A 26,451-nucleotide genomic window follows, 5' to 3' on the forward strand; every position below is an offset into this window, starting at 1 on the left:
TCTGAATCCGGGTATGACATTGATGTAGGTACCAAGTTGAAATGTCGCGTTTTGGGCCCCGAGAATGCAGTGATTCGCACCCATGATCGGGCCCATCCATTGGTCGCCGCGTGTTATTCGTCGGCAATCCGACTGGCGACATCGGCCGCGCCACCCTTGACTCTCAACGCATGCTCGGCGCCGAAGAAGATCTGGGTTTCGTCGGACTGGGCTTCGCGCACGAAAGTTACGCGTTCGGGATTGACGTAGACGGCATTGCCATTCACGTCTTGAAAATGCACAAACTTGGTTGCCATAGGTCTTTCGCTATCGTTATGTGATTGGCAACGCGAGTCGTTGCCGGGCGAAAAACACTATCAGAGGAGGTGCGATTTCACAATCGGGAATCCGGTTTTGCCGGATTGGCTTCGTGCAAGCGCGGGTTTCCTGGCAACCGGAAGCTGCACGACTCGAACCGACTCGAGCGTGTCCGACACCCCAACCAGGATTTGAAGTCCGGCCGCACTGGCGGGGATCGGGGCTGTTGTCGGTGACTGCAGCCATGTATGTCAGCTTTCGCGTCCGAATGCCCCCTCCTCGCCTCGATTTCGCACGCGATGCCGCGCCGCTCGTGCTCGCCGAACAGGCGATGCCCGACGGCAAGATCGATCTGATGTTCCAGGACTATCTGGCCGCGCTCTATCAGCTCGATCCGTCCTATCTCGCCGTGTTCGAAACGCAGGCGTCGGGCTTCTACACGCTGGCCGACGTCGCGCCGGACAACTTCCGGATGACCGAGTACTACCCGCGCTACTTCAAGAAAAACATCGTCGGTGACGAAGTGATGTTCTACGACCCGGGGAGAACGAGCGAGCCCGCGTGACATGCGTGACTCGCGTCCAGATCGAGCCGCAGATTCGTCACGAACGCGGCCCCCGGTTCGCGGGACAGCGTGAATCCGAGCGATCGCGCGAGGCCGGTCATCGCATCGTTCTCGCTCAATGTCGTGCCGACCATGCACTTCATGCCCGACCGTATCGCAAGATCGATCAGGCTCGACAGCAACGCACGGCCGAGTCCTTGCCGTTGCCACGCATCGTCGATCACGATCGCGCACTCGACGACATCGGATTCGCCATCGTTCATTGCGTAACGCGCGACGCCGATCAACCGCTCGCGGCCGCCGGGCCGGATCGTCGCGATCACCGCACCTTCCCGCCGGCGATCGATGCGGGTCCATCGAACCATCTCGTCTTCGGTCGGCTTGCGGGCCGACATCAGCCGCATATAGCGGCTCTGGTTCGACAGCCGGTCGACCAGGTCGCGTTCGATCCCGAGATCGCGGTGCTCGATTGCGCGCAGGAGTACCGGCGTTTTGTCCCGCGCCTCCCAGATGTGCCGGATGCTGAGGGCCGGCGCGTCCGGCATCGCGTCGCGGGACGGGGCTTGTTCGATCTCGATCGTATCCATCCTTGCCTCCGCAGGGTTGACGCTACCCGCCGTGTGTCGGATTTCCTTTCGACACCGAAAGCAAACCGCTGCCGGCTGGCGCTTCGTCATGCACTCAGTCTAGCGATACGCGCGCCTCTCCCCCAGTCGCGCCGGATCAAAGCGGTTTTCCGATCGCATCAATAATGCCGGCCGGTAGGCGTCGTGAGCACGACCGCCCGTCGGCACCGTGCGGCCCCGTCACGCGGGGCCTGCTCCCCGTTCGTCGCCGCTTGCGGCACCCGCATCCCGCCGCGCCGATTATTGACCGATCCGGAATGCCGCATTCATCGCCCCCCTCTTACTCCGCGCCGGAACGTTTCATACAGTGGCATCAAGCCCGGACGACAACGCCTCAGCGACGCCGCCCGGATCTTCCCTCCAGCGCATCGGATACGTCCATGGAACAGCCGCTTTTCTACTTCGACGATTTCACGGTCGGCGACACCTTCGTCGGCGGCTCGGTCGAGGTGACCGAGGCCGACATCAAGCGCTTCGCCGCGGAATTCGATCCGCAGCCGTTCCATCTCGACGACGAAGCCGCGCGCGGCACGATGTTCGGCGGCCTGGCCGCCAGCGGCTGGCATACCGCGGCGATCACGATGCGGCTGCTCGTGCTGAGCGGGCCGAAGCTGGCGAAAGGAATACTCGGCGCCGGCGCCGACGTCGAATGGAAACGGCCGACGCGCGCCGGCGACGTGCTGCGCGTCGAGAGCGAAGTCGTCGAGCTGACGCCGTCCCGGTCGCGCCCGCAGTACGGCGTACTGACGCTGCGAACCAGGACGCTCAATCAGCGCGGCGAAGTCGTGCAGATTCTCACCGCCAGGCTGATGGTCGAGCGTCGCGCCGCGTGACGCGCTCTGCCCTGAACCGCTCAACTAGCGGCGCGCAGCCGGATTGCGGTTTAATGGCGACACCACTCTCGACCGGAGTCGCGCACATGGACCGCATCGCTGCGATGAATGCCTTCGTCCGCGTCGTGGAGGCCGGAACCTTCACGAAAGCGGCCGATACGCTCGACATGCCGAATGCGACGCTGACGCGGTTGATCCAGAAACTCGAGGAAGACCTGCAGGTGCGCTTGCTGCATCGCACCACACGATCGGTGACGGTCACGCCCGAAGGGGCGATCTACTACGAGCGTGTCGTGCGGCTGCTTGCCGATCTCGCGGAAATCGAATCGTCGACGACCCATGCGCGCGCGAAGCCGTCCGGCAAGATTCGCGTGGATACGGCCGCGGCGATCGGCACGCTCGTTCTCGTGCCCGCGCTCGCGGCATTCTATGACGCCTACCCCGACGTCGAGATCGAACTCGATATCGGCAACAAGCGTACCGACCTGATCGCCGAAGGGATCGACTGCGCGATACGCGCGGGCGAAGTCGACGAGCAGTCGCTGGTTGCACGGCAGATCGGCAGCTTCGGCTTCACGACCTGCGCGACGCCGGCGTTTCTCGACACGCACGGCACGCCTGCGTCGCCGGATGCGCTGCGCGATTTTCCGACGCTCGGCATGATTCCTTCCCGCGGCGGCCGCTCGCTGCCGTTTCAGTTCTCGGAAGACGGCAAAAGAAACGATCTCGCATTGAATCATCGGCTCGTCGTGAACGATACGAATGCCTACCTGGCCGCGGGCCATGCGAACCTCGGCATCATCCAGGCGCCGTCCTATTCGGTCCGTGCTGCCATCGCCGCCGGCACGCTCGTGCCGATCCTCGAGGACTGGACGCCCCATGCGAATCCGGTCTACGTGATCTACGCGCCGAACCGCTACCTGAGCGCGAAAGTGCGGGTGTTCATCGACTGGGTCATCGCGCTGTTCGAGCGCGACGAACACCTCAGGCGCCGCTGACGCCGCAAACGCGGGGGTCAACCGATCGCGGCTTCCGCGTTGTCCGCGCCGCGTATTTCGCGCACGAGCCGTTCGATGCCGGCGTCATGGAGACCGAGACGCGCCAATGCCTGCACGGTCGAATCGAAGTAGTCGCGCGACGTGCCGAGCGGGCCGCGGCCGGTGCGGATCAGGTGCGCGACACGGTCGAGCGCGTATCCGCCGAGGTAACGATCGTGCGACCGGTTGACGACGAATGTCAGCGCGCGGATCGCCTGGCCGTCGACCTTCGCCGTAATCCAGCGCGGTTGGTACGAGTCGGCCAGCATTTCGCGCCGCCACAGCAAGCGCAATTCGACTTCGACCTTGGACGCGTCGATCCGGTACAGCACGCCGTCGCATCTGCCGCCGCGGTCGAGCGCGAGCATTGCGCCCGGTTGCTCGGGCGTGCCGCGCGCGATGATGAGCCGCAAGCAGAACGCGCGGTGCCAGCCGTCCACGCGCGCAACCGACGAGCCGGCCATATCGAACGCCGGATTCCACATCAGCGAGCCATATGCGAATACGTGGAGATCGCGCCCGGATGGGTGGCGGTCGAGCGTGGCCTGCAACGTGTGTTCGAGTTCCGCATCGCTTCGCACCGTCATGCCGGCCGGCGGATCCGCGCGCAGCGCGTGCAGCAGCGTGCCTCGCGCCAGACGCTCGCGCGTCATCTCGTAGTCGGAATCGGTGGTGCGTCGATCGTCGGACATGGCCGGATGCGATTGCGCGTCGTGGTGATGAAACGACTGTAGATTGCGCTGCCGGCGCGGGGAAGCCGAGCGCGAACAATGCGCTTTTGTCGCGAATGAAAAAGCGAACGCGATGCGGGCGACATGCGATCAACAGCCCTTTTCATCGGGCGGCACGATCGCTCCGGCATTTTTGTTCCAACTGGAACGTTGAATTGGAGCGACGGCCATTTATCGCGACGTCGTTCGATCCTAAGCTCCGCTCAACGACTGAAACACAGGTCGCTTCGCCGAATATTCCGGAGGTGGTCATCATGAAATCGCTGATTCGCACACTCGTCGTTGCATTCGCACTCGTCGCGCCGGCAGTCGTTTTCGCGCAGGAAACCCAGCCGCTGACGCGCGCGCAGGTTCGCGCCGAGCTCGTCGAGCTCGAGCACGCCGGTTACAACCCGATGGACTACTACTATGCGGAAAGCCTGCAGGCCGCCGAAGCGAAGGTTGCACGCCAGCACGAACTTGACGCGCAGACCGAATCCGGCAGCAAGCAGGTCATGTTTCAGGCGGAAACGCATTCGCCGCTGAACGTCACGCGGAAATGAAGTGTCGCGGTGCACGGGACCCGGCTTCCCGTGCACCAGTCGCTACGCCCTTCTCGCTTGCCTCAACGCGCGACGGAGCACTTTCCCGACCGGCGACTTCGGCAACGCGTCGATAAATTCGAATTGTCGAGGCACCTTGTATGCGGTCAGGTGCTCGCGGGCGAATCGCTGCAGAACGTCTGCCGTGAGTTCTCGCCGCCGCGACACCACGAACACCTTGAGCGCTTCACCCGTCTTTTCGTCCGGAACGCCGATACACGCGCACTCGACGACTGCGTCGTGCAGGCTGATGACGGCCTCGATCTCGTTCGGGTAGACGTTGAATCCGGACACCAGCACGACGTCCTTCTTGCGATCGACGATCGACAGGAATCCGTCCTTGTCGAGCATGCCGATATCGCCGGTTCGAAGATAACCGTCGGCGGTAAAGGTGTCGCGGGTTTCCTCGGGCCGGTTCCAGTAGCCGCTCATGACCTGCGGACCTTTTACCGTGATTTCGCCCGGCGTACCGATCGGCGCCTCGTGCCCCTCCTCGTCCAGCAGCTTGATGTCGGTCGACGGAAACGGCACGCCGACGCTATCCCGGCGCGCGAATGCATGGGGCGGTGTGGCACAGACGCTGGGCGAGGCCTCGGTCAACCCGTATGCACTGAGAAGATGGCAGCCGGTCAGTTCGAGCCACCTTCTCGCGACGCTCGCCTCCACCTGCGCGCCGGCGCCGATCGTTTGCCGGAGGCAACTGAAATCCAGCGCACGAAACGGCTCGTGTTCGAGCAGCGCATTGAACAACGTGTTGACGCCAAGCAGAAACGTAAAGCGGTGGGCGTGGAACGCATCCGCGAAATGTTCGAGATCGCGCGGGTTCGGGATCAGCACGTTCTTGCGTGTCATCGCCACCGAAAAGAAGCAGCCGACGGCCAGCCCCATGATGTGATAGATCGGCAGGACGGTCACGAGACACTCGTCACCCCGGGTGAAATCGGCGCCGAACCAGTCGCACATGATCCGGGTGTTCGCGATGATGTTCCGGTGCGACAGAATGGCCGCCTTGTTTTTTCCCGTCGTGCCGCCCGTGTACTGCAAGAAGGCATTCATGTCCGGTGTCACGACCGGATCGCGATAGGCCACGGTGCGGCCTGTCAGGAGCGCGTCCTTGAACCGGCACCGCTCCCCTTGTACCGGACTCGGAGCCGGCATGGCCGTTTGCCGCGCCCACTGTGCAAACGACGGCATTTCGTCGGCCGCCGCGACGACGACCCGGCAGGGCCGCCCCTCGACGTCGGCCGGCACCACGTCCAGCGCCGATTCCGCCACGACGAGCAGGCTTGCGCCGCTATCCTGCAGATTGAACAGCACCTCGCGCACCGTATAGAACGGATTCAGGTTCACGAGCGTGAGGCCCGCCCGCAGCGCGCCGAACACCACGACGGGATAATGAAGCAGGTTCGGCAGCATGATCGCGACACGGTCGCCGGCATGCTGCCCTTCGACGTCCAACAGGTAGCCGGCGAACGCACGACTGAGCGTATCCAGCTCCCGATAACTCAGTGTCGAGCCCAGACATACCATTGCCGTCTCGTCGGGGCGCGCGTCGGTGGCCCGGGTGAGAAAATCGACCGCCGATCGATAGCCTTCAATGTCGATGTCCGCGGGAACACCTTCCTGGTACTGCCGCTGCCAGATTCTCTTCATGCTGCCTGCCCCCTGACTGGGTTCGTTCAATCGGCTGCGAGTGCGTCGCGAACGAAGTCGAGCCGATCCTGCCCGAAGAACATGTGCTCGCCGACGAACATCGTCGGCGCGCCGAAGAGCCCTCTGGCAACCGCCGCCTCGGTGTCCGCCTTCAGCTTGTCCTTGACCGCCTGATCCTGGGTGATCTCGTAGAGCAGCCGAGGATCGAGATCGGCATCTCGCAAGACCTTTTGCAACGTCTCCATGTCGCCAAGGTTCTGCGGCGTTTCCCACATCGCCCGGAACATCGCGTCGACATATCGCTGGAACAGCGCTTCGTCGCGCATCTGCGTGCCGGTGGCGCCGCGCATCAGGACCAGCGTGTTGATGGGGAAATACGGGTTGTATGCGAAGCGCACGCCGTACTTGCGCGCGAACCGCTCGAGATCCTTGCGCATCCACGCGGACTTGGCGGGGATCGTTGCCGGCGACGCATTGTTCGTCGCCTTGTGGATGCCGCCCAGCAGAACCGGCTTGAAGACGAGCTCCGCCTGATGGTCGGCGGCGATGCCGGGAAGCTGGGTCCACGCGAGGTAGGCCGTCGGGCTGCCGAAGTCGAAGTAGAAGTCGATGCGTTTGCTCATGGAGATTCCTTTTGGATTGCGGGCCGTCGAGACGGATGACTCACCACGTCTCGCGCCACGGCCGCAGATCCAGCTCGTGCGTCCACGCATCGCGAGGTTGGGTATGCAGATGCCAGTAGTTGTCGGCGATGTGATCCGGATTGAGGATGCCGTCTTCCGCCTTCGTCGCGTACCGCTCCGGGAAATTCTCGCGAATGAATTCGGTGTCGATCGCGCCGTCCACCACGACGTGCGCGACATGGATATTCTTCTTTCCCAGTTCGCGCGCCATGCTCTGGGCCAGTGCACGCAATGCATGCTTGGCGCCGGCGAACGCCGCGAAATTGGCTGACCCGCGAATGGCGGCGGTCGCGCCGGTGAAGATGATGGTTCCCCGCTCTCGCCCGACCATGCGCTTTGCCACTTCCCGGCCGAACAGGAAGCCGCTGAAGCAGGCCATTTCCCAGATCTTGTAGTACTTGCGCGCGGTTTCCTCGAGGATGCTGCACGGCACGTTCGCACCGATGTTGAAGACCATCGCCTCGATCGGGCCGATCTCCTGTTCGATCCGCGACACGACATCGATCACGTCTTCCTCCTTGCGCGCATCGGCCCCGAAACCGACCGCCGCCCCGCCCTCGGCCTCGATTTGCCGGATCAACGGTTCGAGCTTGTCCGCCTGGCGACGCACCACGCAGGCCACCAGCCCTTCGCGCGCGAAGCGTCGCGCGATGGCGCCGCCGGTCGCATCGCCGGCGCCGATGACGAGCGCTGCCGGTCGACCCTTCACGATCTCATTGGCCATCTCTCCTCCTTTATTGATTAACGATCGTTTACTTATAGGGCGCCGGTCCCGATCTGCCTAGTCATTGATTACCCTAGTACCGTCCGGATTTCGCGGAAGGCGGCTGACGGCCCCCGGCGGCGCCAGGCGGGCGTGCTAACATCGATCGGCCCTTTTCCGCGTCAACCTTGGCGTTCGTGATCCCAGCGAGTCCAGGCTTGAATGGCTGGCAACTGACGGCTATTCTGAATTTGAATTTTTTGCCAACGATGGATCCCGGCGACCATGCGCTACTCAAGTACCCACAAGGAAGAAACCCGCCAGAAGCTGATCGCCCAGAGCCGAGCGATCGCGAAGCGCGGTGGTTTTGCGACGACGGGCATCGATGCGTTGATGGCGTCGATCGGGCTCACCGGCGGCGCCTTCTATACGCACTTCCCTTCGAAGCAGGCGCTGTTTGAAGCGCTCGTCAGCGAGGAGGTCGAGAAGAGCGCGGAGATGCTGGCCGGGGACGATGCGTCGCCTGCCGACCATGTCGCACGCTGTTTGCGAAACTACCTGAGCTCGGTTCATGCGTTGCACCCGGAGGACGGCTGCGTGCTGCCGACCCTCGGGCCGGAGATCGCACGCGCGGAACCGGAGGTTCGGGAAGTCGTGGAGCAGGCACTCAAGCGCACGCAAAAGAGCTGGAGCGGCCGCACGGGCGATGCCGATGTGGCATGGGCACTGATTGCCCAGTGCGTCGGCGCATTGGTGCTCGCACGCTCGGTGGAGTCGGAGCGCACGCGCAAGGAGATTCTTGCCGCCAGCCGGCGCTTCCTTGGCAAAGCGCTGGCGATCGATTCGCTGCGCTGAGCTGGGTCTTCACCTCTCGCCGGCGCCCGCGCTAGCGCTGCCAGCGCGCCGGCTCCAGCCAGATCGGGAACGACAGGATCACCGCCAGTCCGCGCCCGTCGATACCGTCCGCAACCTCGACCGACCCGCCGTGAGACGCGGCGATCCGCGCGACCAGCGACAGGCCGATCCCGCTGCCCGGCTGCACCGTCCCGGGCACCCGGTAGAAGCGTTCGAAGATCCGCGCACGCTCGTCGACCGGCACGCCCGGCCCGTCGTCCGCGATACGCAGCCTGACCCGCGCGCCATCCGCGTCCGCTGGACTGTCGCACGTGATCTCGACCCGCCCGCCTTCGCGGCCGTAACGCAGCGCGTTGTCGATCACGTTCCGCACCGCAATCGCGATCTCGTCCAGGTCGCCCCAGACGTGCACCGGTTCGACCGCGACCCGCATCGTCTGTCGGCGTGCATGCGCCGCCGCGTCGAAGTCGCTCGCGATCAGCGCAACGAGCCGCGACAGGTCCACCGGCCCGTGCTGCTCCGCGCGCGATCCGGCATCCAGCCGCGCCAGTTCGAGCAATTGCCCGGTTAGCCGCGCGCTGCGCTCGACGCCCGTGGCCAGCCGGCGCAGGGCTGCGTCCTTGTCCGCCAGACTGTTCGCCCGCAACGCCACTTCCGCCTGAGCCGACAACGCCGCCAGCGGAATGCGCAACTCGTGCGCCGCATCGCCGATGAAACGGCGCTCGGTGTCGACGGCCTGACTCAGCCGCGCGAGCAGACGATTGAACGAATCGACGAGCGGCCGAAGCTCGCGCGGCAGCGTCGTCAGCGGCAACGGCGAGAAATCGAATGCGGCCTTCCGCTGGATCGTGCGCTGGACGTCGCGCACCGGCCCGAACGACCAGCGGATCACCCACCAGATCGCGACGCCCAGCATCCCGAGCATCAGCGCCGTATTGAACAGGCCGAGTTGCAGCGCATTGCTCGCCTTCTCCTGCCAGGTCGTGGCCGGGCCGCCCGTCTGAACGCGAATCCGGCGCGCCGGATCCGACAGCGAGTAGACCCGCCAGGTCTCGTCGTGCGCGACGCCGCGCCCGGTGCTCACGCCGTATCCGTCCTGCGGATCGGCCTTGAGCGCCGACCCCGGCGCATCCGCGCTGTGCATCACGTTGCGGCCGTCGACCCAGATCTGGAACGCGACGTCGTATTTGCCGTACGCGGCTTTCGGCAATACCGCCTGAGCGCTTGCTTCGGGCAGCCGATCGATCGCATCGGGCAACGACAACAGCAGCAGTTGCGCGGCGCCCTCGAGCATGCCGTCGCGCCAGCCGCGCTGTTCGCGCCACAGGCCGATGCCGAGAAACGCGCCCCAACCCGCCCAGAACACGATGACCGTCGCCATCACGGTCGCGAGCAGGCGCAGGCGTAGCGACTTCATGCCGTGCCCTCCCCGACGCGATAGCCGAAGCCATGCACCGTCACGATCAGTTCGTCGCCGAGCTTGCGCCGAAGCTGATGGATGTAGACCGCGATCGTGTTGCTTTCGATCGCGCCGTCGTTGCCGTACACGCGCTCTTCGAGTTGCGTGCGCGTGACGATTCGCCCTTGCCGCTCCATCAGCGCGACCAGTGTCCGGTACTCGTGAATGCTGAGCGCAACGGGTTCGCCGGCACGCGTGACTTCCTTGCGCGCCGGATCGACGTGTACGTCGCGGTAGATCAACCGCTCCGACACGCGGCCCTGGCTGCGGCGCGTCAGCGCGCGAAGCCGCGCGTAGAGCTCCTCCAGCTGGAACGGCTTCACCAGATAGTCGTCGGCGCCCGCGTCGAGGCCACGGATTCGGTCGCTCAGCTGATCGCGCGCGGTGACGATCAATACAGGCGTCGCGTCGTAGTTCTCGCGCATCGCGGCGAGCAGCGTGAAACCGGACGCGCCGGGCAGCTGCAGGTCGAGCAGCACCGCGTCGTAGCCGTGATCGACGAGCGCGAGCCGCGCGGCCGGCACGTCGGCCGACCAGTCCGCGCGCCAGCCGTTCTGCGCCAGGCCGGCACGAACGGCATCGGCCAGCATGACATCGTCTTCCACCAACAGGATATGCATCGGTTTCGCTCCTCGAATGACGAGGTCACCAGCCTGACGGACCGCGATTAAAAACTTCTTAAAGCCCGGGGGCCACGATCCGTGTCGATCGCCGCATTGCCGGTGCAATGCATCAGGCGTTTACTCGAGAGGCCCGCCATGACTGTGTTATGTCGTTCGATTCCGTTGCTGCGATGCAAGGCGGCACGGGACTCCACCCTCGCGCTGTCCCGGTGCGGGCCATTCTGGCATGGAATGTCGTGCGCGTTGCGCGCCTGCCATGCGGGAGCGGCGCGATGAACCAGTTCGCCACGCTCGTCCCGTTCGGCCTCGCGCTCAGCCTGGCCGGCACCAATAGCATCGCCTGCCTCGTCGGCCTGTCGCTGATCGAGCGGCTGATCCCCGTGCTGCCATCCCACGTGCTCCTCACGATGATCGGCGTCGCCTGCGCGCAAGGGGCGTGGACGCTGCCGGAAGCGATCGTCGTCACGGTGCTCGGCAGCTTCGCGGGCTGCCTGTTTCATTACGCGCTCGGCAATCTGTGGCCGGAAGACAGCGCGCTGACCCTGCTGCGCCGTCTCGCACCCCTCGGCAGGCTGCAGCCCGCAAGAATGGACGCGCTGATCGCGGGAATCCGCGCGCGGCCCACACGCCTCGCGCTGTGGTCGCAACTGGTGCCGTTCGTCCGGCTCGTCGCGCCGGCACTCGCCGGCTTGCTGGAAACGAGTTTCGCGCGTTTTGCGTCGGGCGCCGCGGCCGGTATCGCGCTATGGAACACGCTGTTCATCACGGCCGGCTATCTGGCCGCGCAAGTCACCATCTAGCCGGACATGAGATGTCCCGATCGATTCCGCCAGGAGCTTGTCGATGCGAATCCCCGAATGGATGCTGTTCCTGCGGTCCTGGTTACGCAATCCGCGCCGGGTCGGCGCGCTCGCGCCGTCCGGCCCGGCACTCGCCGCGCTGATTACCGCATATATTCCGCGCGGCGGCGCATCCGTGATCGAACTCGGTGCGGGCACCGGCGTGTTCACGCGTGCACTGCTCGCGCGCGGTGTCGCGAACGACAGGCTGGTGCTGGTGGAAGCCGATCCGGCTTTCGCGAACGCCTTGCGGCATCAGTTTCCCGCGTTGCGGATCATGCAGATGGATGCGGCCCAGCTCGGCATGACGGGTGATTTCTTCGGCGGGGAGCGCGCCCATGTTATTGTGAGCGGATTGCCACTCGTCGCGATGCCGGTCGAACAGGCCGTCGCGATCGTTCACTGCGCCTTCGCGCGTCACTTGGCTACCGGTGGTGCGTTCTACCAATTCACGTATGTGCCGCGCTGCCCGATCCCGGCGCGTTATCTGGAGGCCATGCGCCTTCGCGCAGTCCGAGTCGGCATCGCGTGGATGAACTTCCCGCCCGCCTTCGTGTATCGCTTCGAACGCCGAATCGATACGGCCGGCCACCAGCGGCCTGGCACGCGGCCTCTGTCAGAGGTAGTCGCGCAAGCCACTTCTACAAACAGCCTCGACACAACCCGATTCTCCCGTACTCCATCACTCGACTCGAGCGGCGCCGGGCAGTCAACAGACGGAAGTCCATCATCATGAACGCTCTCGGGTACTGGCTGATGTTCGGCCTACTACGGTTCCTGTCTTTTCTTCCGTACTCGCTGGTCGCGAGAACCGGCAGCAGCATCGGCGCCGCGCTCTACCGCATACCGAGCCGACGCAAACACGTGGTGCATGTGAACCTGCAACTCTGCTTTCCGCTGAAGACCGACGCGGAACGCGACGTGCTCGCGCGCGCCCATTTCGAACATGTCGTCCGGAGCTACCTGGAGCGCGGATTCCAGTGGTTCGGCAGCGCGCGCTCGATCAATCGGCTGGTTGAACTGGACAGCCACATCGATCTCCACGATCCGGATGCGCCGCCGACGATCTTCATGGGTTTTCACTTCGTCGGCATCGAGGTGGGCTGCATGCTGTATTCGTCGTCGCTGCCCGTGGCGGCGCTCTACACGCGCATGTCGAACCGTCGCATGTGCGATCTCGCCAAACGTCAGCGCGGGCGCTTCGGGGCCGAGATGATCGAACGCAGCGCGAGTGCGAAACACCTCGTCAGGCTGCTGCGCGCGGGCACCCCGGTGATGCTCGCCGCGGACATGGATCACGGCACGACGGGTTCGGTGTTTGCGCCGCTGTTCGGCGTGCAGGCCTGCACGCTGACGTCGGTATCGCGGCTGGCGAAGCTGAGCGGCGCGCGGGTCGTACCGTTCGTGACCGAAGTGCTGCCGGACTTTCGCGGCTACAAGCTGACTATCTTCGAGCCGCTCGGCAGTTATCCGACCGATAGCGACTCGTTCGACGCGCGCACGATGAATGCCTTTCTCGAAGCGCAGATCCTGCGATTTCCCGAGCAGTACTACTGGGTGCACCGACGCTTCAAGCATCGTCCGGCCGGCGAGCCAGGCGTTTATTGACGGCTGCATGAGCGGCACGTCCGGCGGCTGCGGCCGTCATGCGCCGCCGTTCGTGCCGACCAGCCCGGATGCCTGCAGATCGCTCAGGTCGGGAACCGTCGACGAAAACGCCGTCGATTGCATCGCATGCTGCGCGAGACGCGCCAGTCGCGGGAAGGCATCGCCGGTGATCGCGTGCGGCATGACGACCGCGGCACTCTGAAACGCGATGACCGTCATGATGTCGGCTTGCGAAATGCGCGCGCCGAGCAACCACGGTTCCGCATGCGCGTCATTCAGTATGCCGAACCCGGCCTGCATCTGCTCCAGGTAGCCGGCCTGCAGATGCGGCAGCCGGTGAGATTCGGGGCGCAGCATCAGTTCGTCGCAATAGCGCGCCAGCTTGTCGTAGCAAGCCGCCGCATAGCTGACGAGCTGCATCGCGCGCACCCGCTCCGGGCCGCCGGCAGGCATCAGGCGCTGCTCGGCCGGAACGAGGCTGTCGAGATAGTCGACGATTGCGCCGCTGTCGATGAGCACCTGCCCGTCGTCCAGTTGCAGCGCGGGAACGCGCTTCATCGGGCTGAATGCCGCGACGCGCTCCGGTTGCCGGTAAGCGTGATAAGGCAGATGCTCGAACGGAATGTTCAGCAGATTCAAGGTCACGCCGACACGGCGCGTGTACCCGGACAACCATGGCCCCACCAGTTTCATCGCGTACGCTCCACGGACATCGGTTGAACGATCTGAAAAATCCAATGTAAGTCAATTCATTCACGCTCAACGGGCACGCGCGCAGCGGCTGCCGGCCGGCTCATCGCCGACATGAGCAAGTCGGGCAATCACGCAGCCGCCGCGGCGTGTAGCGGCCTTTCCTGCAGCGGTTTAGACTGCGCGCTGGGCGTAACGGCCCGGGTTGCGGCCTCCCACGCGTATCGAACGCGACGGGGGCTTCATGAGTTCTCAACGCGTCGTTCTGAAAGGTCCGCGCCATGGATATCGTGTTGGCCATGAGAGTATTCGCCCGCGTCGTGGAAACGAAAAGCTTCACGCGTGCGGCCGAGACGATGGACCTGACGCGGGGGCGCGTGACCGTGATCGTCCAGAGCCTCGAAGCGCACCTGAAAGCCCGGCTGCTGCAGCGCACCACGCGCAGCCTGAACCTCACGGCGGACGGCGCGGCCTATTACGAGCGATGCGTGCGCGTGCTCGCGGATCTCGACGACATCGAGAATTCGTTTCTCGGCAAGGAACGCTCGCCGCGCGGCAGGCTGCGCGTGGACATGCCCGGCGCGCTCGGGCGCGTCATCGTCATGCCCGCGCTGAGCGATTTTCATGCGCGCTATCCGGACATCGACCTGATGCTCGGCCTCGGCGACAAGCCGCTGGACCTGGTCCAGGAAGGCATCGACTGTGTGGTGCGGATCGGCACGCTGCAGGATTCGTCGCTCGTGGCACGGCGTGTCGGCATCTATCAGGGCGTGACCGTCGCGAGCCCCGGCTATCTCGAACAATCCGGCACCCCGCAGACACTCGAAGAACTCGCCGATCACCACACCGTGAACTACTACTGGGGGCGCACGGGGCGGATCATGCCGCTCACGTTCGACGTCGACGGCAAGGCGGTCGAGGTCAGGATGCGCGGCGCCATTGCCGTGAACGACGCCGAGGCCTATCTGAGCGGTGCGCTGAAGGGCCTCGGCATCGTCCAGGGCGCCCGTTTCCTTGCGCTGCCGCACCTCGAATCGGGCGCGCTGGTCGAGATCCTGTCGCAATGGAAACCCCTGCCGCTGCCGATCTCCGCGGTCTATCCGCACAATCGCCACCTCTCCGCCACCGTGCGCGCGTTCGTCGACTGGATCGCCGAGCTGTTCCGCAACGATCCGCGGTTGTCGAGCACGCCTGAGACCGATGCGCGCTGCGGCCCGGTCAGCATCGACGCGCAGGATGGCGACGCGCTCGACCTGGACGGTGACGAGGAAGAGCCGATAGCGTAGCCAGGCCCCGCCGGCAAAGGCTGCCGAATTGTTCTCGCGGCGAGAACACTGTTGCGGCAAACACGAGATTTATCGGTTCCGCGGTAACAACCAGAATGCGTTCATTGTTCAAGCACATGAGAACGCAGCCGCGTTGACTGGTATGTCTACCGTTTCCCTTTCAGGTTTGCTGGTCGAAGAAGCGCGTATCGCCGGCTACAGCCAGCCGATCGACGTGCGCAGCTTCCGGCCGTCGACGCACAAGCACCCGCTCTCGATCGTCCTTTATTTCCACGGCGGCCTGTTTACCGCCGGCTCGCTCGACGACACGAATGCCGTCTGCGAGATGCTTGCGTTGCAGGCGCGTGCATGGGTCCTCTCCGTCGGCTACTCGCTCGCCCCGGCCTTCCCGTTTCCGAATGCGGTGGAAGACGCGCATCGTGCGTTGCAGTGGGTGCGCGCGGAAGCCAGGGCGATGCGCGCGGACAAGCGGCAGATGGCCGTTGCCGGCCACGACGCGGGCGCGAATATCGCCACCGGCCTTGCCGCGATTGCGCGCGACCGCGGCGACGCCGGCATCCGTGCGCAGGTTCTGCTCGCCCCGCTGCTCGACCCGAGCATGACGCGCATCGGCCGGGACGCGATGCACGCGGCACCCGCGATCGACACGCTGGCGGCCAGCTACCGCGCGTATCTGCCGACGCTGTCGCAGCGCGTTCATCCGTATGCCGCGCCGCTCGAATCGTGCCGCTTGGCCCATCTACCGGCCACGTTCATCGCCACGGTCGAGCACGACCGGCTGCATATCGAAGCCGAACATTACGCCGCGTCGTTGATCGCCGCGGGCGTCCCCACGGAATGCGCGCGTTTTGCCGGCACGACGCGCGCTGGCATCGCAACGCATGCGCCGACGTTGCTCGCGGCCAGCGGCTTCCTGCAGCGCCAGCTTGCGGGCAGCTAGTCGGCCATCGCGTTCGCGGCAGCCCGGTGTACAGCGAATCCGAAGTCCCTTGATCGATCTTCACCCACCCAGGAGCACGCATCATGAAACTCAGCGGAAACACCCTCTTCATCACCGGCGGCACGTCGGGTATCGGCCGTGCGCTGGCGGAAGCCCTCCACCGGCGCGGCAACAAGGTCATCGTCGCGGGCCGGCGCAAGGCGCTGCTCGATGAAATCGCGCAACAGAACCCCGGCATCGACACGGTCGAGCTCGATATCGGCGACGCGGCGCAGATCCGCGCGGTCGCCGCGCAACTGATCGAGCGTTATCCGGCGCTGAACGTCGTAATCAACAACGCGGGCATCATGCCGTTCGACGATGCCGGCGGGCCGCTCGACGACGAACAGGCAGTGCAGCTCGTCACGACGAACCTGCTCGGCCCCGTGCGCGTGAGCGCGGCGTTCGTCGAGCATCTGAAGCAGCAGCCCGACGCGACCATCATCAACAACAGCTCGGTGCTCGCGTATGTGCCGCTCGCCGCGACGGCCCTCTACTCGGCGACGAAGGCCGCGATCCATTCGTACACGCTGTCGCAGCGTTTCGCGCTGCGCGACACCAGCGTGCGCGTGCTCGAAATCGCGCCGCCGTGGGTCGACACCGATCTCGTGCACAAGAGCGGCGACCCGCGCGCGATGCCGGTCGACGCGTTCGTCGCCGAGACGCTGGCGCTGCTCGAAACCGCGACGACGGAGGTGGTCGTCGCGGCAGGCAAGCCGTTGCGCGACAACGCGGGGCCGAACGAACACGCGTTCGTCGAGCAGTTCAACCAGTTCATCGCGGACAACCCGATTCCGGTCGCATGACAGCAGCAAGCGCCTCGTCTTCGCGGCGCGGGAAGATGTACTGAAGACGCTTTTCCATTCACCCTGCGGTGTCGTTCCGGACCCTCGAGCCCGGGCGAAAGCAAACCGGAACGAACGAAACGACACCTCGAATCATCGGAGTCCGAATCATGTCAAAGGCACTGGAAGAAAAGAATATCGCGTTCGTTCTCGACGCGCTCGACACGTTGTTCAACAAGAAGGATTACGACAAGGCCGCGCAGTTCTGGTCCGACGCGTACATCCAGCACAGCCAGCACGTGCCGGCCGGCCGCGACGGCCTGTTCGGCCTCGTAGACTCGATGCCCGACCTGCGTTTCGAGTACGACATGGTGGCCGCCAACGGCGATTTCGTGTGGGTGCACAGCCGCTACAGCAACTCGGCCACGCCCACCGCGCTGATCGCGATGGATATCCTGCGGATCGAGAACGGCAAGCTGGTCGAGCATTGGGACGTGCTGCAGAACGAAGCGGCGCGCAGCGAATCCGCCGGCGGCCATCCGATGTTCGGCGACACGTTCGGCGACGAGCGCTAACGCGCTCGCGACAGGCCGCTCAACCCACGGAGGACGCAATGAGTACGCTGCTCGAACAGGCCATCCACGCGCATGGCGGGATCGACAACTGGGACAGGTTCCGCACGGTTTCGGCGGAACTCGATATCGGGGGCGCCGTCTGGCATCTGAAAGACCAGCCCGGCCTGTTCCAGGGTATCGAGCTGGCGGCCGACCTGCGGCGCCAGCACGTCGCCATCACGTCGAGGGCCGGCGGCTGGCGCGGCACGTTCGAGCCGGACGTCGTCGGTATCGGTGCGCTGAACGGCGCGGCGCGCGAAGAACGGCGCACGCCGCGCGACGCGTATCAAGGCCATACCCAGCAAACCCGTTGGGATCGCCTGCATGCGCTGTACTTCACCGGCTACGCGCTCTGGACCTACCTCACCATTCCGTTTCTCTACGCCCGCCCGGGTTTCCGGACGGAAGAACTGCCCGACTGGCACGAGAACGGCGAAACCTGGCGGCGCCTGAAGGTCACGTTCCCGGAAACGATCGCGAGCCACAGTCGCGAGCAGGTGTCCTACTTCGGCGAGGACGGATTGCTGCGCCGCCACGATTACACGGTGGACGTGATGGGCGGTGCGCGCGGCGCGAACTACGCGTCGGGCTATCGCGACGTTCGCGGCGTGATGGTGCCGATGTCGCGCCGGGTGTTTGCCTATGACGACGCGACGCAAAAGATCGACGAACCGCTGCTGGTGTCGATCGATTTCCGCAGCATCGATTTCCACACCGAATAGGCGCGTGACGCCCTTCACTTTCGCCGGGGATCAAGCCTGAGCGAGCGGACGCGAGGCCTGGTCGGCGCCGCCGAACTCGGCCGGATGAAACCCACGAGCCGCCTCGTCAATACGTCGCGCGGCCCCATCGTCGATACGGCTGCGTTGCTCGCCGCGCTGAAGAGCGGGCAGATCGCCGGGGCCGCGATCGATGTCTCCGATACCGAGCCGCTGGAACCGGCGAACCCGTTGCGCTCGCTGGACAACGTGCTTGCCACGCCGCATATCGGCTATGTGACGCGCGAACTCTACGAGACGTTCTATGGCGATACCGTGCGCAACATCGTCGAATGGCTCGACCAGACGCAATCTCCTGCGCTTCCATGATTTTCGGCAAACTCGGCGCGATCGGACTGCATTCCGACGCGCGTCGAACCAATGCCGGCGCATGCGCTGCATGACCTGATGCGAAAGACGTGACAGAAACGAAAGGCCGCGCCCCGATTCGGGCGCGGCCTTTCAATGCATCGGTCTTCATTCGGCATTCGGCGTTCGACCGACAGAAGCATCACCGCCGAACGCCTGCCCTCCTCCTTTCAGTGCGCGGCCGCCGCCGCGTCGCTCGACCCGCTTGCCTTGCCCGGCTTGGTGATCCAGATGAGCGGGATGATCAGGATCATCACGACCGCCGCGCCGTAGAACACGTCGTTCAGCCCAAGCATCGCCGACTGCGACTGCACGACGTGGTCGAACAACGCATACGACGATCCCTGTCCGAGGCCGAGCAGCGAATGGTAGCTGTCCATCTGCGCATTGAAGAGCGGGTTGGTCGGGCTCGACTGCTGCGTCAGGATCTCGTGGTGCATGATCGTCCGGTTGTTCCACACGACGCCCGCGAGCGACGTGCCGATGCCGCCGAAGAACATCCGCGCGAAGGTCGACAGGCCAGCCGCGGCCGGCACCTTTTCAGGCGGCTGACCCGACAGGATGATCACGGTCAGCGGCGCGAAGAACAGTGCCATCGGGATACCCTGCAGCAGGGTCGGCAGGATGATGTAGCCCTCGCTGATGTCCGTGAAGAAGAACGTGCGCATGTAATAGACGATCGCGAAGCCGACGAACGCGAGCGTGCCGATGATGCGTGCGTCCGAGCGCGGCAGGAGCTTGCCCATGATCGGCGCGCCGATCACCGCGAAGATGCCGAGCGGTGCCGTCGCGAGACCCGAGTCGACGGCGCGGTAGCCGAGATATTCCTGCATCCACTGCGGCAGCAGCACGAGCGTGCCGAAGAAGATCCCGTAGGCAATCGCGATCGAAATCGTGCCGCCGAGGAAATTGCGCTGCTTGAAGAGCGTGAGGTCGACGACCGGATTCTTGTCGGTCAGCTCCCAGATGATGAACAGCACGAGACCCACGACCGCGACGATGGTCAGGATCACGATCGTGCTCGACGAGAACCAGTCGAGATCCTTGCCCTTGTCGAGCATCACCTGGAGCGACGCGACCCAGACGATCAGCAAGGTCAGCCCCACGAAGTCGATCGGCAGTTTCCGGGTGGGTGTGTCGCGCTTGCGGTACAGGAACCAGACCATCGTGGCGGCGAACAACCCGACCGGGATATTGATGTAGAAGATCCACGACCACGCGTAGCTGTCGGTGACCCAGCCGCCGAGCGACGGCCCGACGATCGGCCCGGTCACGACGATCATCGAGAACAGCGATAACGCCAGCGACGATTTCGCCTTCGGCCACGAACTGAGCAGCAGCGCCTGCGACATCGGGATCAGCGGCCCCGCCACGAGGCCCTGCAGCACGCGCGCGCCCAACAGGAACGGCAGCGACGGCGCGATGCCGCACAGCCACGATGCGAGCACGAACAGCAGGATCGAGCCGACGAACAGCTTGACCTGCCCCAGCCGCTGCGTGAGCCAGCCGGTCAGCGGGATCGCGACGGAATTCGCCGCGGCAAAGACGGTGATGACCCAGGTGCCCTCGTCGACCGATACGCCGAGGTTGCCGGAGATGGTGGGGATCGCGACGTTGGCGATCGAGGAATCGAGGACGGTCATGAAACCCGCGAGGCCCACGCTCAACGAGCCCAGTGCGAGTGCCGTCCCCGTCAGCGGAGGAGGATTCGATTGATTGGCGGTCATGGTGATAATCCGGTTACGGTCGGGCCGGCGACGCGGACGCAGGCTGTTTCGCACGCGCGTTCGCCGGGCGTCGGGAGGTCATTTGTTGGCGGCGATGATGGTGGCGATCGCGGCATCGGCCTGATCGCCGTACTTCGCGAACACGTCGGTCTTGTAGATCGACGGCGGATCGGTTTCCGGGCCGGCGCTGCGCTGCTCCTTCACGTTGACGTCGACATTCATCGACAGCCCCACGCGCAACGGATGCTTTTCCAGCTCCTCCGGCGGAACCTCGATCCGCACCGGCAGCCGCTGCACGACCTTGATCCAGTTGCCCGTCGCGTTCTGCGCGGGCAGCAGCGCGAGCGCCGACCCGGTGCCCGGCGTGAAGCCCACCACCTTGCCGTGGTAGACGGCCGACGAGCCGTAGACATCCGCCGTCAGCTCGACCGGCTGCCCGATGCGGATGTGGCGCAGCTGCCACTCCTTGAAGTTCGCGTCGACCCATACCTGGTTCAACGGCACGACCGACATCAGCGCGGCCCCCGGCGACACGCGCTGGCCGACCTGGACCGAGCGCTGCGCGATGTAACCGGTGACCGGCGCCGGCAGCGTCGTGCGCGAATAGGCCAGGTACGCGTCGCGAACGCGCGCGGCGCTCGCCATCACGTCCGGATGCTGGTCGACGGTCGTGTTCGACGTCAGCGCACGATTCGAGCCGAGCTGCTGCTTCGCGGCGTCGAGCGCGGCCTGCGCCGACCGCACGGCGTCCCGTGCATGCGAGATGTCTTCCTCCGACACCGCGCCCGTCATGCCGGTCGACTGGCGGCGTCGCAGGTCGTCCTGCGCCTTCGCGAGATCGGATTGCCGCTCCGCGATGTTCGCGCGGTACTTATCGTCGTCGACATACAGGCCGTGAACCTTGCGCACGGTCTGGCCGAGATTCGCTTCCGCCTGCTGCAGCCCGATCTTCGCGTCGGCGGGATCGATCTGCACGAGCGGCTCGCCGGCCTTCACGATCTGCGTGTTGTCCGCGTTCACCGCGATGACCGTGCCCGATACCTGCGGCGTGATCTGCACGACGTTGCCGTTGACGTACGCATCATCGGTTTCGACGTGATATCGCGCGTCGAGGAAGTAATAGGCGCCGTAAGCGGCGCCGGCGACACCGAGGGACGCGGCGACCAGTGCGAGCAGCGCGCGGCGCTTGCCCGGTTGTTTCGGTGCGTCGTCGATCGGCTGTGAATCGGGGGTGTTCATGAATGGCTCCAGTCAAGGTTGAGGTTCAAGGTTTTCCGTTCGGCGCGCGCGAGAGCCGCCGAATCAATCGATCAGTTCGACGCCACGGGGCGCGACGGCGCGGGAATCGGCGTTTCGGCACTCGCCGCGAGACCGGCATGCGACGCATCGAAGCCGCCGCCGAGTGCCTTGATCAGCCCGATCTGCTGGCTGCGACGACCCATCTCGAGATTGACGACGGCCGTCTCGGCCGCCAGCCGGTTGTCGTCCGCGTTCAGTACCTGCAGTTGCGGGTTCAGCCCCGCCCGGTAGCGGGCGATCGCCAGTTGATAGGCGGTGGTTTGCGCATCCAGCGCCTTGCGCGCATCGACCAGTTGAAGATCGGTCGAGCGGATCTGCGTGACCTGCGTGGCGACGTCGGACAGTGCGCCGATCAGCGTCTGGTTGTAGGTCGCGACGTCGTAGTCGAAGTCCGCATAACGACCCTTCAGTTGCGCGCGCAGCGCGCCGGCGTCGAAGATCGGCAGGTGAATGGCCGGGGCCGCCTGGAACTGCCCGCTGCCGGCCGTCAGGAAACGGCCCCAGCCGAACGCGTCGAGCCCGGCCGCCAGCGACAGATTGACGTCGGGGTAGAACTCGGCCTTGGCTTCCTTCACGTCGTGAACGGCCGCGTCCACCTTCCAGTAGGCCGCGACGATGTCGGGCCGGCGCGACAGCAGGTCGGCCGGCAGGTTGTCGGGCAGCGCGACGACGTCGCCGCCATGCAGTGCCGGCGCGGCGATCGCGAGGCCGCGATCCGGGCCCGCGCCGAGCAGCGCGCCCAGCTGGTAGCGCACCGTCTTGATCTGGCCGTCGAGATCGCTGACGCTGGAACGGCTCGTCGCGGTTTCGCCGTACGCGGTCTGCCGCTCCACGTTGCTGTCGAGGCCCGCATTGACGCGGCCTTCGGTGAGGTGCGAAATCGTCTCGCGGTTCGATACTTCATGAACCTGGATGTCGCGCAGCGCGTAGAGCAGCGCGAGCTGGTTGTAGGTGCTCGCCACCGACGCGGCGAGCGTGATGCGCACCTCCTCGGCTTCCGCGTCCGCCACCTTTTCCCCGGAGACGGCCTGACGCAGCCGCTCGCGGTTCTTGCCCCACAGGTCGAGATCCCACGACACGCTCGCCAGCAGGCTGTTCTCGCTCTGCCACGAGCCGCCGTACGGCGGCGGCACGATGCCGTTTTCGGTGTAGCGCTGGCGCGTCCACGTATAGCTGCCGTTCGCATTCGGATAGAGCGCGGATCGCGCGGTGCCGATATACGCCGACGCCTTCTCGATCCGCGCACGCGCCTGGTCGATCGTCGGATTGCCGCGCAACGCTTCGTCGATCAGCGCCGGCAGCTGCGGATCGCCGAACTGGCTGGCCCAGTTCATCGCCGGCCACTTGCCGCCCTCGGCCGGCAGGCTCTCGGTCGACGCGAACTGCGTCGGGGCCGCCATCTGCTTGTCGCTCTTGATGCCCGCGTAGTTCACGCAGCCGGCCAGGCTGAACGCCAGCGCCGCGGCGGCGATCCATCCCTTACGAATGCCCGACTGCGGCCGGGCGAGCGAGTGATACGTCATCGTTTCCATTTCCATGTTTCCCTGAGTCATCAAGTCATCGAACGATTAATGAGTGCATATGCACAAGTTAGCGATCCGGCAGTCGTGCATCAATGTCTGGAACGGCATGAATGAGTTGTCGGGGCGGCTAACTGTCTGACGTGTCGTGCGTCATGCGAAACAGTTCGCGACGCAGATGTGCCGCCTGTTGCGAGCCGAATTCGCGTTCGAAGCTGGCCTGCGCCCTCGCCCAGTGAACGGCGGCTTCATCGAGCTTCTTCGATCCATGCGCGGTCAATACGACCTGCAGCCGACGATGGCGCTTCCCTTCGGCGGGCGCCGCCACCAGGCCGCGCCGCAGCAACGGCTTGAGGGCGCGCACCAGCGTCGTTCGGTCCATCACCATCGCTTTCGCGAGTTCGGCCATCGTCAGGCCGGCCCTCAGGCCGAGCGTGCCGAGGATGCTGAACTGCGTGGGCGTGATGCCGACGGCGGACAGGTGGTGCTCGTAAAGCTTCGAGATATGCCGCGAAGCCTGGCGAAGCGCGAAACAGTCGTCGTCGAGGAAGTCGATTGAGTGCATGCGCACAGCGTAGTGCGCGGCCTGCCGCGGGGCGATGGCAGGCGGGTTATCAGATTGTTGTCGCTGGGAGCAGGAATGGCGCGCGGGCCGCGGTTTACCGGGTTCGCGCTGTCTCGAAGAAATCGACCGCGTGGTCGATGAACGCGCGGACCTTGGCGGGCAGCAGCGTCCGGTTGCTGTAAGCGAGTTGAAGCTCGATGCTCTCGTCGATCAGCGGGAACTCGGCGAGCAGCCGCACCAGCCTGCCGGACGCCAGGTCGCTTTCGACCAGCGCCAGCGGCGTGATGCCGATGCCCAGCCCCTGCAGCACCATTTCGCGGTTGAACGCGGGACTGTTGGACGAAATGTCGAAGCTCAGCGCGATGGCGAGCTCCTCTCCGTCGATGCGGAAGCGGAGGTCGGGACGGCGCATCGACGCCGACAGCGGCACGAAATGGTGGCTGGCCAGATCCGACGGATGCACGGGTGTCGAGCTGGCCTTCAGGTAGTCGGGCGTCGCAACGAGGACGATCGGAATCCGGTCGAGCACCCGGATGACTGTCGTTTCGCTCATCAGCATGAAGGGCACGACGATGCCCAGGTCGTACCCTTCGCCGACCAGGTCGACCGGCCGTTCCGTCAGCGTCACGTCGAGCGTGACCTTCGGATGGGCCCGCTTGAATCCGGCAATGAGCGGGACGAGGCGATGTATCGTCGCGGTCGCATGCGCGACCAGGCGCAACACGCCCTGGGCCTCCCGCGTCTGGTTCGCGACCGCCGCCTCGACCGTATCCACCTCTTCGAGAATGCGCACGCAGCTTTCGTAGAACCGCTCCGCGGCTTCCGTGAGCGATATCCGGCGGGTCGTCCGGTTCAACAGCCGGCACCCCATCCGCTGCTCGAGCGCCGAGATCGCCCGCGATACAGCCGGCGGCGCCATGCCGTGATGATCGGCTGCGCGGGTGAAGCTCTTCAGTTCCACCACCGTCCGAAAAATACGCATGCTTTCGATGTAATCCATGGCCGCATCTCGAGAACGGGTAGAGGTCAGACGCAACACGGGCGTGCTTCAAGGGGGCTTGTGACGCGAAACGGTGTTGCAGGCTTGTTCGCAGAAATATAGCAAAACCGGACCGCGGGGCCGATGCAGGCGTGCTGTCGAAGACCGCTGCCCTGCCCTCGAATCGATCATGGGTTGCATCTGAATGGTCTGGATGGAGACGTCAGACGCGTTTCTGAAATGACGAGTTTGGATTTGCGATAGTGCTATTGTGATAAGAAAAGTTATCCAAATGACATTTTCAAGATTCCATCCTTGAGTGCGAGCAACTCGTTATTGGTCGCTTCGCTCGTGGCAACCCATTGCGTGCCCAGACGTGCGCGCCACATCGCATCGAATCCGGGTGCAGGCGCTGACTGCGGCGACGATAGCTGCTGGGCCTCGGGCCTCACCATGCTGGCATAGCTGGCGCTTAACGCATCGCGCTTCAGCAGATAGCGATAGCTGTACGCCTGCCCGTTCGGGTCGATGCCCGAAATCACCTTGAACGCATAGCTCGCCGGGTCGCCGCCGCTCCACCACCAGCCGTCGCTGCGGTACTGATTATCGCGCCGCGCCGTCAACGAGCGGCTTCCACCCGCCCTCCCCTGCGTCATTCATCGCATACTGGTTGAGCGCGAAGCTGTTGTCCGTATCGACCACGACCTGGATCACTTTGTCGTGGCTGCCATAGATGCCGGCGGCCGATGCCACGTCGGCGCGGTGGACGCGATCTGCCTGCCCTGGAACACGTCGCGGTTCAGGAGGATTTGCGCGAGCTTCATCATGTCGGCGGACGTGGTGTTCAATTCGCCGCTCGCGTAACCGTTCACGAATTCCAGCGTGTCGAGGAATCGGCCTTTCAGGTAGGGCATCGCGTACGAACTGGCGGGCGGCGACGCGCTCGTGAGGAACCCCGAGTTCGTCATGTTCAGCGGCGTCAGAATGTTCTGCTGCACGAAATCGACATAGCTTTGTCCCGTCACCGCCGCGACGACGTGTTCCACCATCGCAAAACCATCGTTGCAGTACACGGCCATTTCGCCTGGGAGATGTTTCAGGTGCGAATTGGCGAGCATGGCCTGCGTCGCTTCGGCCAACCCGGCAAAAGGCGCGCCGAGCGTGTTCGCGTTATGCAGTGTCATTCCGGGAATCCCGGACGAATGCGACAGCAAGTGGCGCATCGTTATCTGCGTGTATTCGGGTGACAGCATCGTGAACGACGGCAGGTACCGGACGATCGGCGTATCGAGATCGAACTTCCCGCGATCCTGCAGGATCAGGCCCGAGAGTGCGGCCATGACCTTGCTGACCGAGTTGATGTTGAAGCGTGTCTGGACATTGGTTTTTGTCATTGGCAGACGCGTAGAGCAAAATCGCCGACTGGCGAACGTACTATGACGAGGTTCGCCCCACTCTGTATTGCAGTGGATAAAGCCCGCAGAATTCCCCCGTCAGCCACGGGAAACCGCTTCACCTGACAACTCAACCAAGCCGGAAATTTCCACTTCCGACCGAAACCAATTCTGGTTAAGGGTCGGATTGATATAGTTTTTTTATGAATTATTCGATCGGGATCATTTTTGCGAATATTTCACGAATTCAAGTCGATTCTCTTGGTTGAACCGGATTGAGGGGGCTTTGAGTTTTATGGGAATGGTTAAAATACCAATGCCGATCATTGATTGCGGCTCCCTTGATCTTCTAAATGCAACCTACTATATTGATTTCGTTATTCATCGGGCGAC

Annotated in this window: 28 protein-coding genes and 2 pseudogenes; 14 read left to right on the forward strand and 16 right to left on the reverse strand. The window is 64.5% G+C overall.

The features are described 5' to 3' along the window. Positions 1–113: 113 nt before the first annotated feature. Complete coding sequence (locus VL15_RS03600) at positions 114–296, reverse strand: hypothetical protein (RefSeq protein WP_048243158.1); 183 nt, start codon at positions 294–296, stop codon at positions 114–116. A gap of 284 nt (positions 297–580) precedes the next feature. Between VL15_RS03600 and VL15_RS03605 the strand changes: the two are divergent. Beyond that, positions 581–829: pseudogene (locus VL15_RS03605) on the forward strand (helix-turn-helix transcriptional regulator); the annotation flags it as partial. Here VL15_RS03605 and VL15_RS03610 read toward each other — a convergent pair. Next, positions 829–1,449 (reverse strand): GNAT family N-acetyltransferase, encoded by a 621-nt coding sequence (locus VL15_RS03610; RefSeq protein WP_053077571.1) that lies wholly within the window; start codon positions 1,447–1,449, stop codon positions 829–831. The pseudogene VL15_RS03605 and the gene VL15_RS03610 overlap by 1 nt on opposite strands. A 419-nt stretch (positions 1,450–1,868) precedes the next feature. On the opposite strand from VL15_RS03610, the gene VL15_RS03615 reads away from it, so the two are divergent. Both VL15_RS03615 and VL15_RS03620 read left to right on the forward strand, forming a co-directional pair. Beyond that, the gene (locus VL15_RS03615; RefSeq protein ID WP_048243159.1) at positions 1,869–2,321 is read left to right on the forward strand and encodes a MaoC family dehydratase; all 453 of its coding nucleotides are present in this window, start codon (positions 1,869–1,871) and stop codon (positions 2,319–2,321) included. A gap of 86 nt (positions 2,322–2,407) precedes the next feature. Then, positions 2,408–3,319, forward strand: a complete 912-nt coding sequence (locus tag VL15_RS03620) for a LysR family transcriptional regulator (protein WP_048243160.1) — start codon at positions 2,408–2,410, stop codon at positions 3,317–3,319. Between the two features lie 17 nt (positions 3,320–3,336). Here VL15_RS03620 and VL15_RS03625 read toward each other — a convergent pair whose 3' ends face one another. Continuing rightward, positions 3,337–4,050 carry a gamma-glutamylcyclotransferase gene (locus VL15_RS03625; protein ID WP_048243161.1) on the reverse strand — a complete coding sequence of 238 codons (714 nt, stop codon included), beginning with the start codon at positions 4,048–4,050 and terminating at the stop codon, positions 3,337–3,339. Between the two features lie 293 nt (positions 4,051–4,343). On the opposite strand from VL15_RS03625, the gene VL15_RS03630 reads away from it, so the two are divergent. Further along, the gene (locus tag VL15_RS03630) at positions 4,344–4,631 is read left to right on the forward strand and encodes a DUF4148 domain-containing protein (RefSeq protein ID WP_080970702.1); all 288 of its coding nucleotides are present in this window, start codon (positions 4,344–4,346) and stop codon (positions 4,629–4,631) included. Positions 4,632–4,673: 42 nt separating this feature from the next. On the opposite strand, the gene VL15_RS03635 is transcribed toward VL15_RS03630, so the two are convergent. From VL15_RS03635 to VL15_RS03645, 3 genes are read right to left on the reverse strand one after another with little or no spacing between them, the layout of a single operon-like run. Then, entirely contained in the window at positions 4,674–6,323 is a 1,650-nt protein-coding gene (locus tag VL15_RS03635) for an AMP-binding protein (RefSeq protein WP_048243162.1), read from the reverse strand. A 26-nt stretch (positions 6,324–6,349) separates the two neighbouring features. Continuing rightward, positions 6,350–6,946: a 2-hydroxychromene-2-carboxylate isomerase gene (locus tag VL15_RS03640; protein ID WP_048243163.1), complete on the reverse strand. Its 597-nt coding sequence runs from the start codon at positions 6,944–6,946 to the stop codon at positions 6,350–6,352. 40 nt (positions 6,947–6,986) lie between these two features. After that, positions 6,987–7,730 (reverse strand): SDR family oxidoreductase, encoded by a 744-nt coding sequence (locus VL15_RS03645; RefSeq protein WP_048243164.1) that lies wholly within the window; start codon positions 7,728–7,730, stop codon positions 6,987–6,989. A 264-nt stretch (positions 7,731–7,994) separates the two neighbouring features. Here VL15_RS03645 and VL15_RS03650 point away from each other — a divergent pair, with 264 nt between their 5' ends. Further along, positions 7,995–8,564, forward strand: coding sequence for a TetR/AcrR family transcriptional regulator (locus tag VL15_RS03650; RefSeq protein WP_048243165.1), 570 nt, complete (start codon positions 7,995–7,997; stop codon positions 8,562–8,564). A 31-nt stretch (positions 8,565–8,595) separates the two neighbouring features. Here VL15_RS03650 and VL15_RS03655 read toward each other — a convergent pair whose 3' ends face one another. Together VL15_RS03655 and VL15_RS03660 are read right to left on the reverse strand one after the other, a co-directional pair. After that, positions 8,596–9,981 (reverse strand): ATP-binding protein, encoded by a 1,386-nt coding sequence (locus tag VL15_RS03655; RefSeq protein ID WP_048243166.1) that lies wholly within the window; start codon positions 9,979–9,981, stop codon positions 8,596–8,598. Further along, entirely contained in the window at positions 9,978–10,643 is a 666-nt protein-coding gene (locus tag VL15_RS03660) for a response regulator transcription factor (protein WP_048243167.1), read from the reverse strand. Before VL15_RS03660 ends, VL15_RS03655 begins: the two co-directional genes overlap by 4 nt. Before the next feature lie 275 nt (positions 10,644–10,918). Between VL15_RS03660 and VL15_RS03665 the strand changes: the two genes are divergently transcribed. The 3 genes from VL15_RS03665 to VL15_RS03675 are packed head-to-tail and all read left to right on the forward strand — an operon-like array spanning position 10,919 to position 13,093. Continuing rightward, entirely contained in the window at positions 10,919–11,446 is a 528-nt protein-coding gene (locus VL15_RS03665; RefSeq protein ID WP_048243219.1) for a DedA family protein, read from the forward strand. 43 nt (positions 11,447–11,489) lie between these two features. Further along, a complete protein-coding gene (locus VL15_RS03670) occupies positions 11,490–12,221 on the forward strand; it encodes a class I SAM-dependent methyltransferase (RefSeq protein ID WP_048243168.1) in 732 nt (243 codons plus the stop codon). Beyond that, positions 12,218–13,093 (forward strand): lipid A biosynthesis lauroyl acyltransferase, encoded by an 876-nt coding sequence (locus VL15_RS03675; protein WP_048243169.1) that lies wholly within the window; start codon positions 12,218–12,220, stop codon positions 13,091–13,093. Before VL15_RS03670 ends, VL15_RS03675 begins: the two co-directional genes overlap by 4 nt. 36 nt (positions 13,094–13,129) lie before the next feature. On the opposite strand, the gene VL15_RS03680 is transcribed toward VL15_RS03675, so the two are convergent. Then, entirely contained in the window at positions 13,130–13,786 is a 657-nt protein-coding gene (locus VL15_RS03680) for a glutathione S-transferase family protein (RefSeq protein WP_048243170.1), read from the reverse strand. Between the two features lie 278 nt (positions 13,787–14,064). Here VL15_RS03680 and VL15_RS03685 point away from each other — a divergent pair, with 278 nt between their 5' ends. The 6 genes and pseudogenes from VL15_RS03685 to VL15_RS03710 form a co-directional block, all read left to right on the forward strand. After that, positions 14,065–15,069: a LysR family transcriptional regulator gene (locus tag VL15_RS03685; RefSeq protein ID WP_048243171.1), complete on the forward strand. Its 1,005-nt coding sequence runs from the start codon at positions 14,065–14,067 to the stop codon at positions 15,067–15,069. Between the two features lie 142 nt (positions 15,070–15,211). Next, on the forward strand, positions 15,212–16,009 hold the full coding sequence (locus tag VL15_RS03690; protein ID WP_048243172.1) for an alpha/beta hydrolase: 798 nt from the start codon (positions 15,212–15,214) through the stop codon (positions 16,007–16,009). An 83-nt stretch (positions 16,010–16,092) separates the two neighbouring features. Then, positions 16,093–16,854: an SDR family oxidoreductase gene (locus VL15_RS03695; RefSeq protein WP_048243173.1), complete on the forward strand. Its 762-nt coding sequence runs from the start codon at positions 16,093–16,095 to the stop codon at positions 16,852–16,854. 149 nt (positions 16,855–17,003) lie between these two features. Continuing rightward, on the forward strand, positions 17,004–17,408 hold the full coding sequence (locus VL15_RS03700; RefSeq protein ID WP_048243174.1) for an ester cyclase: 405 nt from the start codon (positions 17,004–17,006) through the stop codon (positions 17,406–17,408). Positions 17,409–17,446: 38 nt separating this feature from the next. Beyond that, positions 17,447–18,169 (forward strand): hypothetical protein, encoded by a 723-nt coding sequence (locus tag VL15_RS03705; RefSeq protein WP_048243175.1) that lies wholly within the window; start codon positions 17,447–17,449, stop codon positions 18,167–18,169. A gap of 36 nt (positions 18,170–18,205) precedes the next feature. Next, positions 18,206–18,535, forward strand: a pseudogene (locus tag VL15_RS03710) (NAD(P)-dependent oxidoreductase); the annotation flags it as partial. A gap of 209 nt (positions 18,536–18,744) precedes the next feature. On the opposite strand, the gene VL15_RS03715 reads toward VL15_RS03710, so the two are convergent. The 7 genes from VL15_RS03715 to VL15_RS39040 all read right to left on the reverse strand — a co-directional run bounded on the left by VL15_RS03715 (position 18,745) and on the right by VL15_RS39040 (position 26,058). Then, positions 18,745–20,301 carry a DHA2 family efflux MFS transporter permease subunit gene (locus VL15_RS03715; RefSeq protein WP_048243176.1) on the reverse strand — a complete coding sequence of 519 codons (1,557 nt, stop codon included), beginning with the start codon at positions 20,299–20,301 and terminating at the stop codon, positions 18,745–18,747. Positions 20,302–20,379: 78 nt separating this feature from the next. Further along, positions 20,380–21,540: an HlyD family efflux transporter periplasmic adaptor subunit gene (locus VL15_RS03720; RefSeq protein ID WP_048243177.1), complete on the reverse strand. Its 1,161-nt coding sequence runs from the start codon at positions 21,538–21,540 to the stop codon at positions 20,380–20,382. 71 nt (positions 21,541–21,611) lie between these two features. Beyond that, positions 21,612–23,123, reverse strand: a complete 1,512-nt coding sequence (locus VL15_RS03725; RefSeq protein ID WP_048243221.1) for an efflux transporter outer membrane subunit — start codon at positions 23,121–23,123, stop codon at positions 21,612–21,614. Between the two features lie 127 nt (positions 23,124–23,250). Then, positions 23,251–23,685, reverse strand: a complete 435-nt coding sequence (locus VL15_RS03730) for a MarR family winged helix-turn-helix transcriptional regulator (protein WP_048243178.1) — start codon at positions 23,683–23,685, stop codon at positions 23,251–23,253. 94 nt (positions 23,686–23,779) lie between these two features. Further along, positions 23,780–24,685 (reverse strand): LysR family transcriptional regulator, encoded by a 906-nt coding sequence (locus VL15_RS03735; protein WP_048243179.1) that lies wholly within the window; start codon positions 24,683–24,685, stop codon positions 23,780–23,782. Between the two features lie 263 nt (positions 24,686–24,948). Beyond that, positions 24,949–25,287, reverse strand: a complete 339-nt coding sequence (locus tag VL15_RS39035; protein ID WP_053077574.1) for a hypothetical protein — start codon at positions 25,285–25,287, stop codon at positions 24,949–24,951. A gap of 87 nt (positions 25,288–25,374) precedes the next feature. After that, positions 25,375–26,058, reverse strand: a complete 684-nt coding sequence (locus tag VL15_RS39040) for a serine hydrolase domain-containing protein (protein WP_053077575.1) — start codon at positions 26,056–26,058, stop codon at positions 25,375–25,377. Positions 26,059–26,451 lie beyond the last annotated feature (393 nt).

Source organism: Burkholderia cepacia, from assembly GCF_001039005.1.
Lineage (GTDB): Bacteria > Pseudomonadota > Gammaproteobacteria > Burkholderiales > Burkholderiaceae > Burkholderia > Burkholderia theae.

Bases quoted from the DNA above. Each gene is read 5' to 3' on its own strand.
- VL15_RS03600 (WP_048243158.1), bottom strand. From the start codon at position 296: ATGGCAACCAAGTTTGTGCATTTTCAAGACGTGAATGGCAATGCCGTC.
- VL15_RS03610 (WP_053077571.1), bottom strand. From the start codon at position 1,449: ATGGATACGATCGAGATCGAACAAGCCCCGTCCCGCGACGCGATGCCG.
- VL15_RS03615 (WP_048243159.1), top strand. From the start codon at position 1,869: ATGGAACAGCCGCTTTTCTACTTCGACGATTTCACGGTCGGCGACACC.
- VL15_RS03620 (WP_048243160.1), top strand. From the start codon at position 2,408: ATGGACCGCATCGCTGCGATGAATGCCTTCGTCCGCGTCGTGGAGGCC.
- VL15_RS03625 (WP_048243161.1), bottom strand. From the start codon at position 4,050: ATGTCCGACGATCGACGCACCACCGATTCCGACTACGAGATGACGCGC.
- VL15_RS03630 (WP_080970702.1), top strand. From the start codon at position 4,344: ATGAAATCGCTGATTCGCACACTCGTCGTTGCATTCGCACTCGTCGCG.
- VL15_RS03635 (WP_048243162.1), bottom strand. From the start codon at position 6,323: ATGAAGAGAATCTGGCAGCGGCAGTACCAGGAAGGTGTTCCCGCGGAC.
- VL15_RS03640 (WP_048243163.1), bottom strand. From the start codon at position 6,946: ATGAGCAAACGCATCGACTTCTACTTCGACTTCGGCAGCCCGACGGCC.
- VL15_RS03645 (WP_048243164.1), bottom strand. From the start codon at position 7,730: ATGGCCAATGAGATCGTGAAGGGTCGACCGGCAGCGCTCGTCATCGGC.
- VL15_RS03650 (WP_048243165.1), top strand. From the start codon at position 7,995: ATGCGCTACTCAAGTACCCACAAGGAAGAAACCCGCCAGAAGCTGATC.
- VL15_RS03655 (WP_048243166.1), bottom strand. From the start codon at position 9,981: ATGAAGTCGCTACGCCTGCGCCTGCTCGCGACCGTGATGGCGACGGTC.
- VL15_RS03660 (WP_048243167.1), bottom strand. From the start codon at position 10,643: ATGCATATCCTGTTGGTGGAAGACGATGTCATGCTGGCCGATGCCGTT.
- VL15_RS03665 (WP_048243219.1), top strand. From the start codon at position 10,919: ATGAACCAGTTCGCCACGCTCGTCCCGTTCGGCCTCGCGCTCAGCCTG.
- VL15_RS03670 (WP_048243168.1), top strand. From the start codon at position 11,490: ATGCGAATCCCCGAATGGATGCTGTTCCTGCGGTCCTGGTTACGCAAT.
- VL15_RS03675 (WP_048243169.1), top strand. From the start codon at position 12,218: ATGAACGCTCTCGGGTACTGGCTGATGTTCGGCCTACTACGGTTCCTG.
- VL15_RS03680 (WP_048243170.1), bottom strand. From the start codon at position 13,786: ATGAAACTGGTGGGGCCATGGTTGTCCGGGTACACGCGCCGTGTCGGC.
- VL15_RS03685 (WP_048243171.1), top strand. From the start codon at position 14,065: ATGGATATCGTGTTGGCCATGAGAGTATTCGCCCGCGTCGTGGAAACG.
- VL15_RS03690 (WP_048243172.1), top strand. From the start codon at position 15,212: ATGTCTACCGTTTCCCTTTCAGGTTTGCTGGTCGAAGAAGCGCGTATC.
- VL15_RS03695 (WP_048243173.1), top strand. From the start codon at position 16,093: ATGAAACTCAGCGGAAACACCCTCTTCATCACCGGCGGCACGTCGGGT.
- VL15_RS03700 (WP_048243174.1), top strand. From the start codon at position 17,004: ATGTCAAAGGCACTGGAAGAAAAGAATATCGCGTTCGTTCTCGACGCG.
- VL15_RS03705 (WP_048243175.1), top strand. From the start codon at position 17,447: ATGAGTACGCTGCTCGAACAGGCCATCCACGCGCATGGCGGGATCGAC.
- VL15_RS03715 (WP_048243176.1), bottom strand. From the start codon at position 20,301: ATGACCGCCAATCAATCGAATCCTCCTCCGCTGACGGGGACGGCACTC.
- VL15_RS03720 (WP_048243177.1), bottom strand. From the start codon at position 21,540: ATGAACACCCCCGATTCACAGCCGATCGACGACGCACCGAAACAACCG.
- VL15_RS03725 (WP_048243221.1), bottom strand. From the start codon at position 23,123: ATGACGTATCACTCGCTCGCCCGGCCGCAGTCGGGCATTCGTAAGGGA.
- VL15_RS03730 (WP_048243178.1), bottom strand. From the start codon at position 23,685: ATGCACTCAATCGACTTCCTCGACGACGACTGTTTCGCGCTTCGCCAG.
- VL15_RS03735 (WP_048243179.1), bottom strand. From the start codon at position 24,685: ATGGATTACATCGAAAGCATGCGTATTTTTCGGACGGTGGTGGAACTG.
- VL15_RS39040 (WP_053077575.1), bottom strand. From the start codon at position 26,058: ATGACAAAAACCAATGTCCAGACACGCTTCAACATCAACTCGGTCAGC.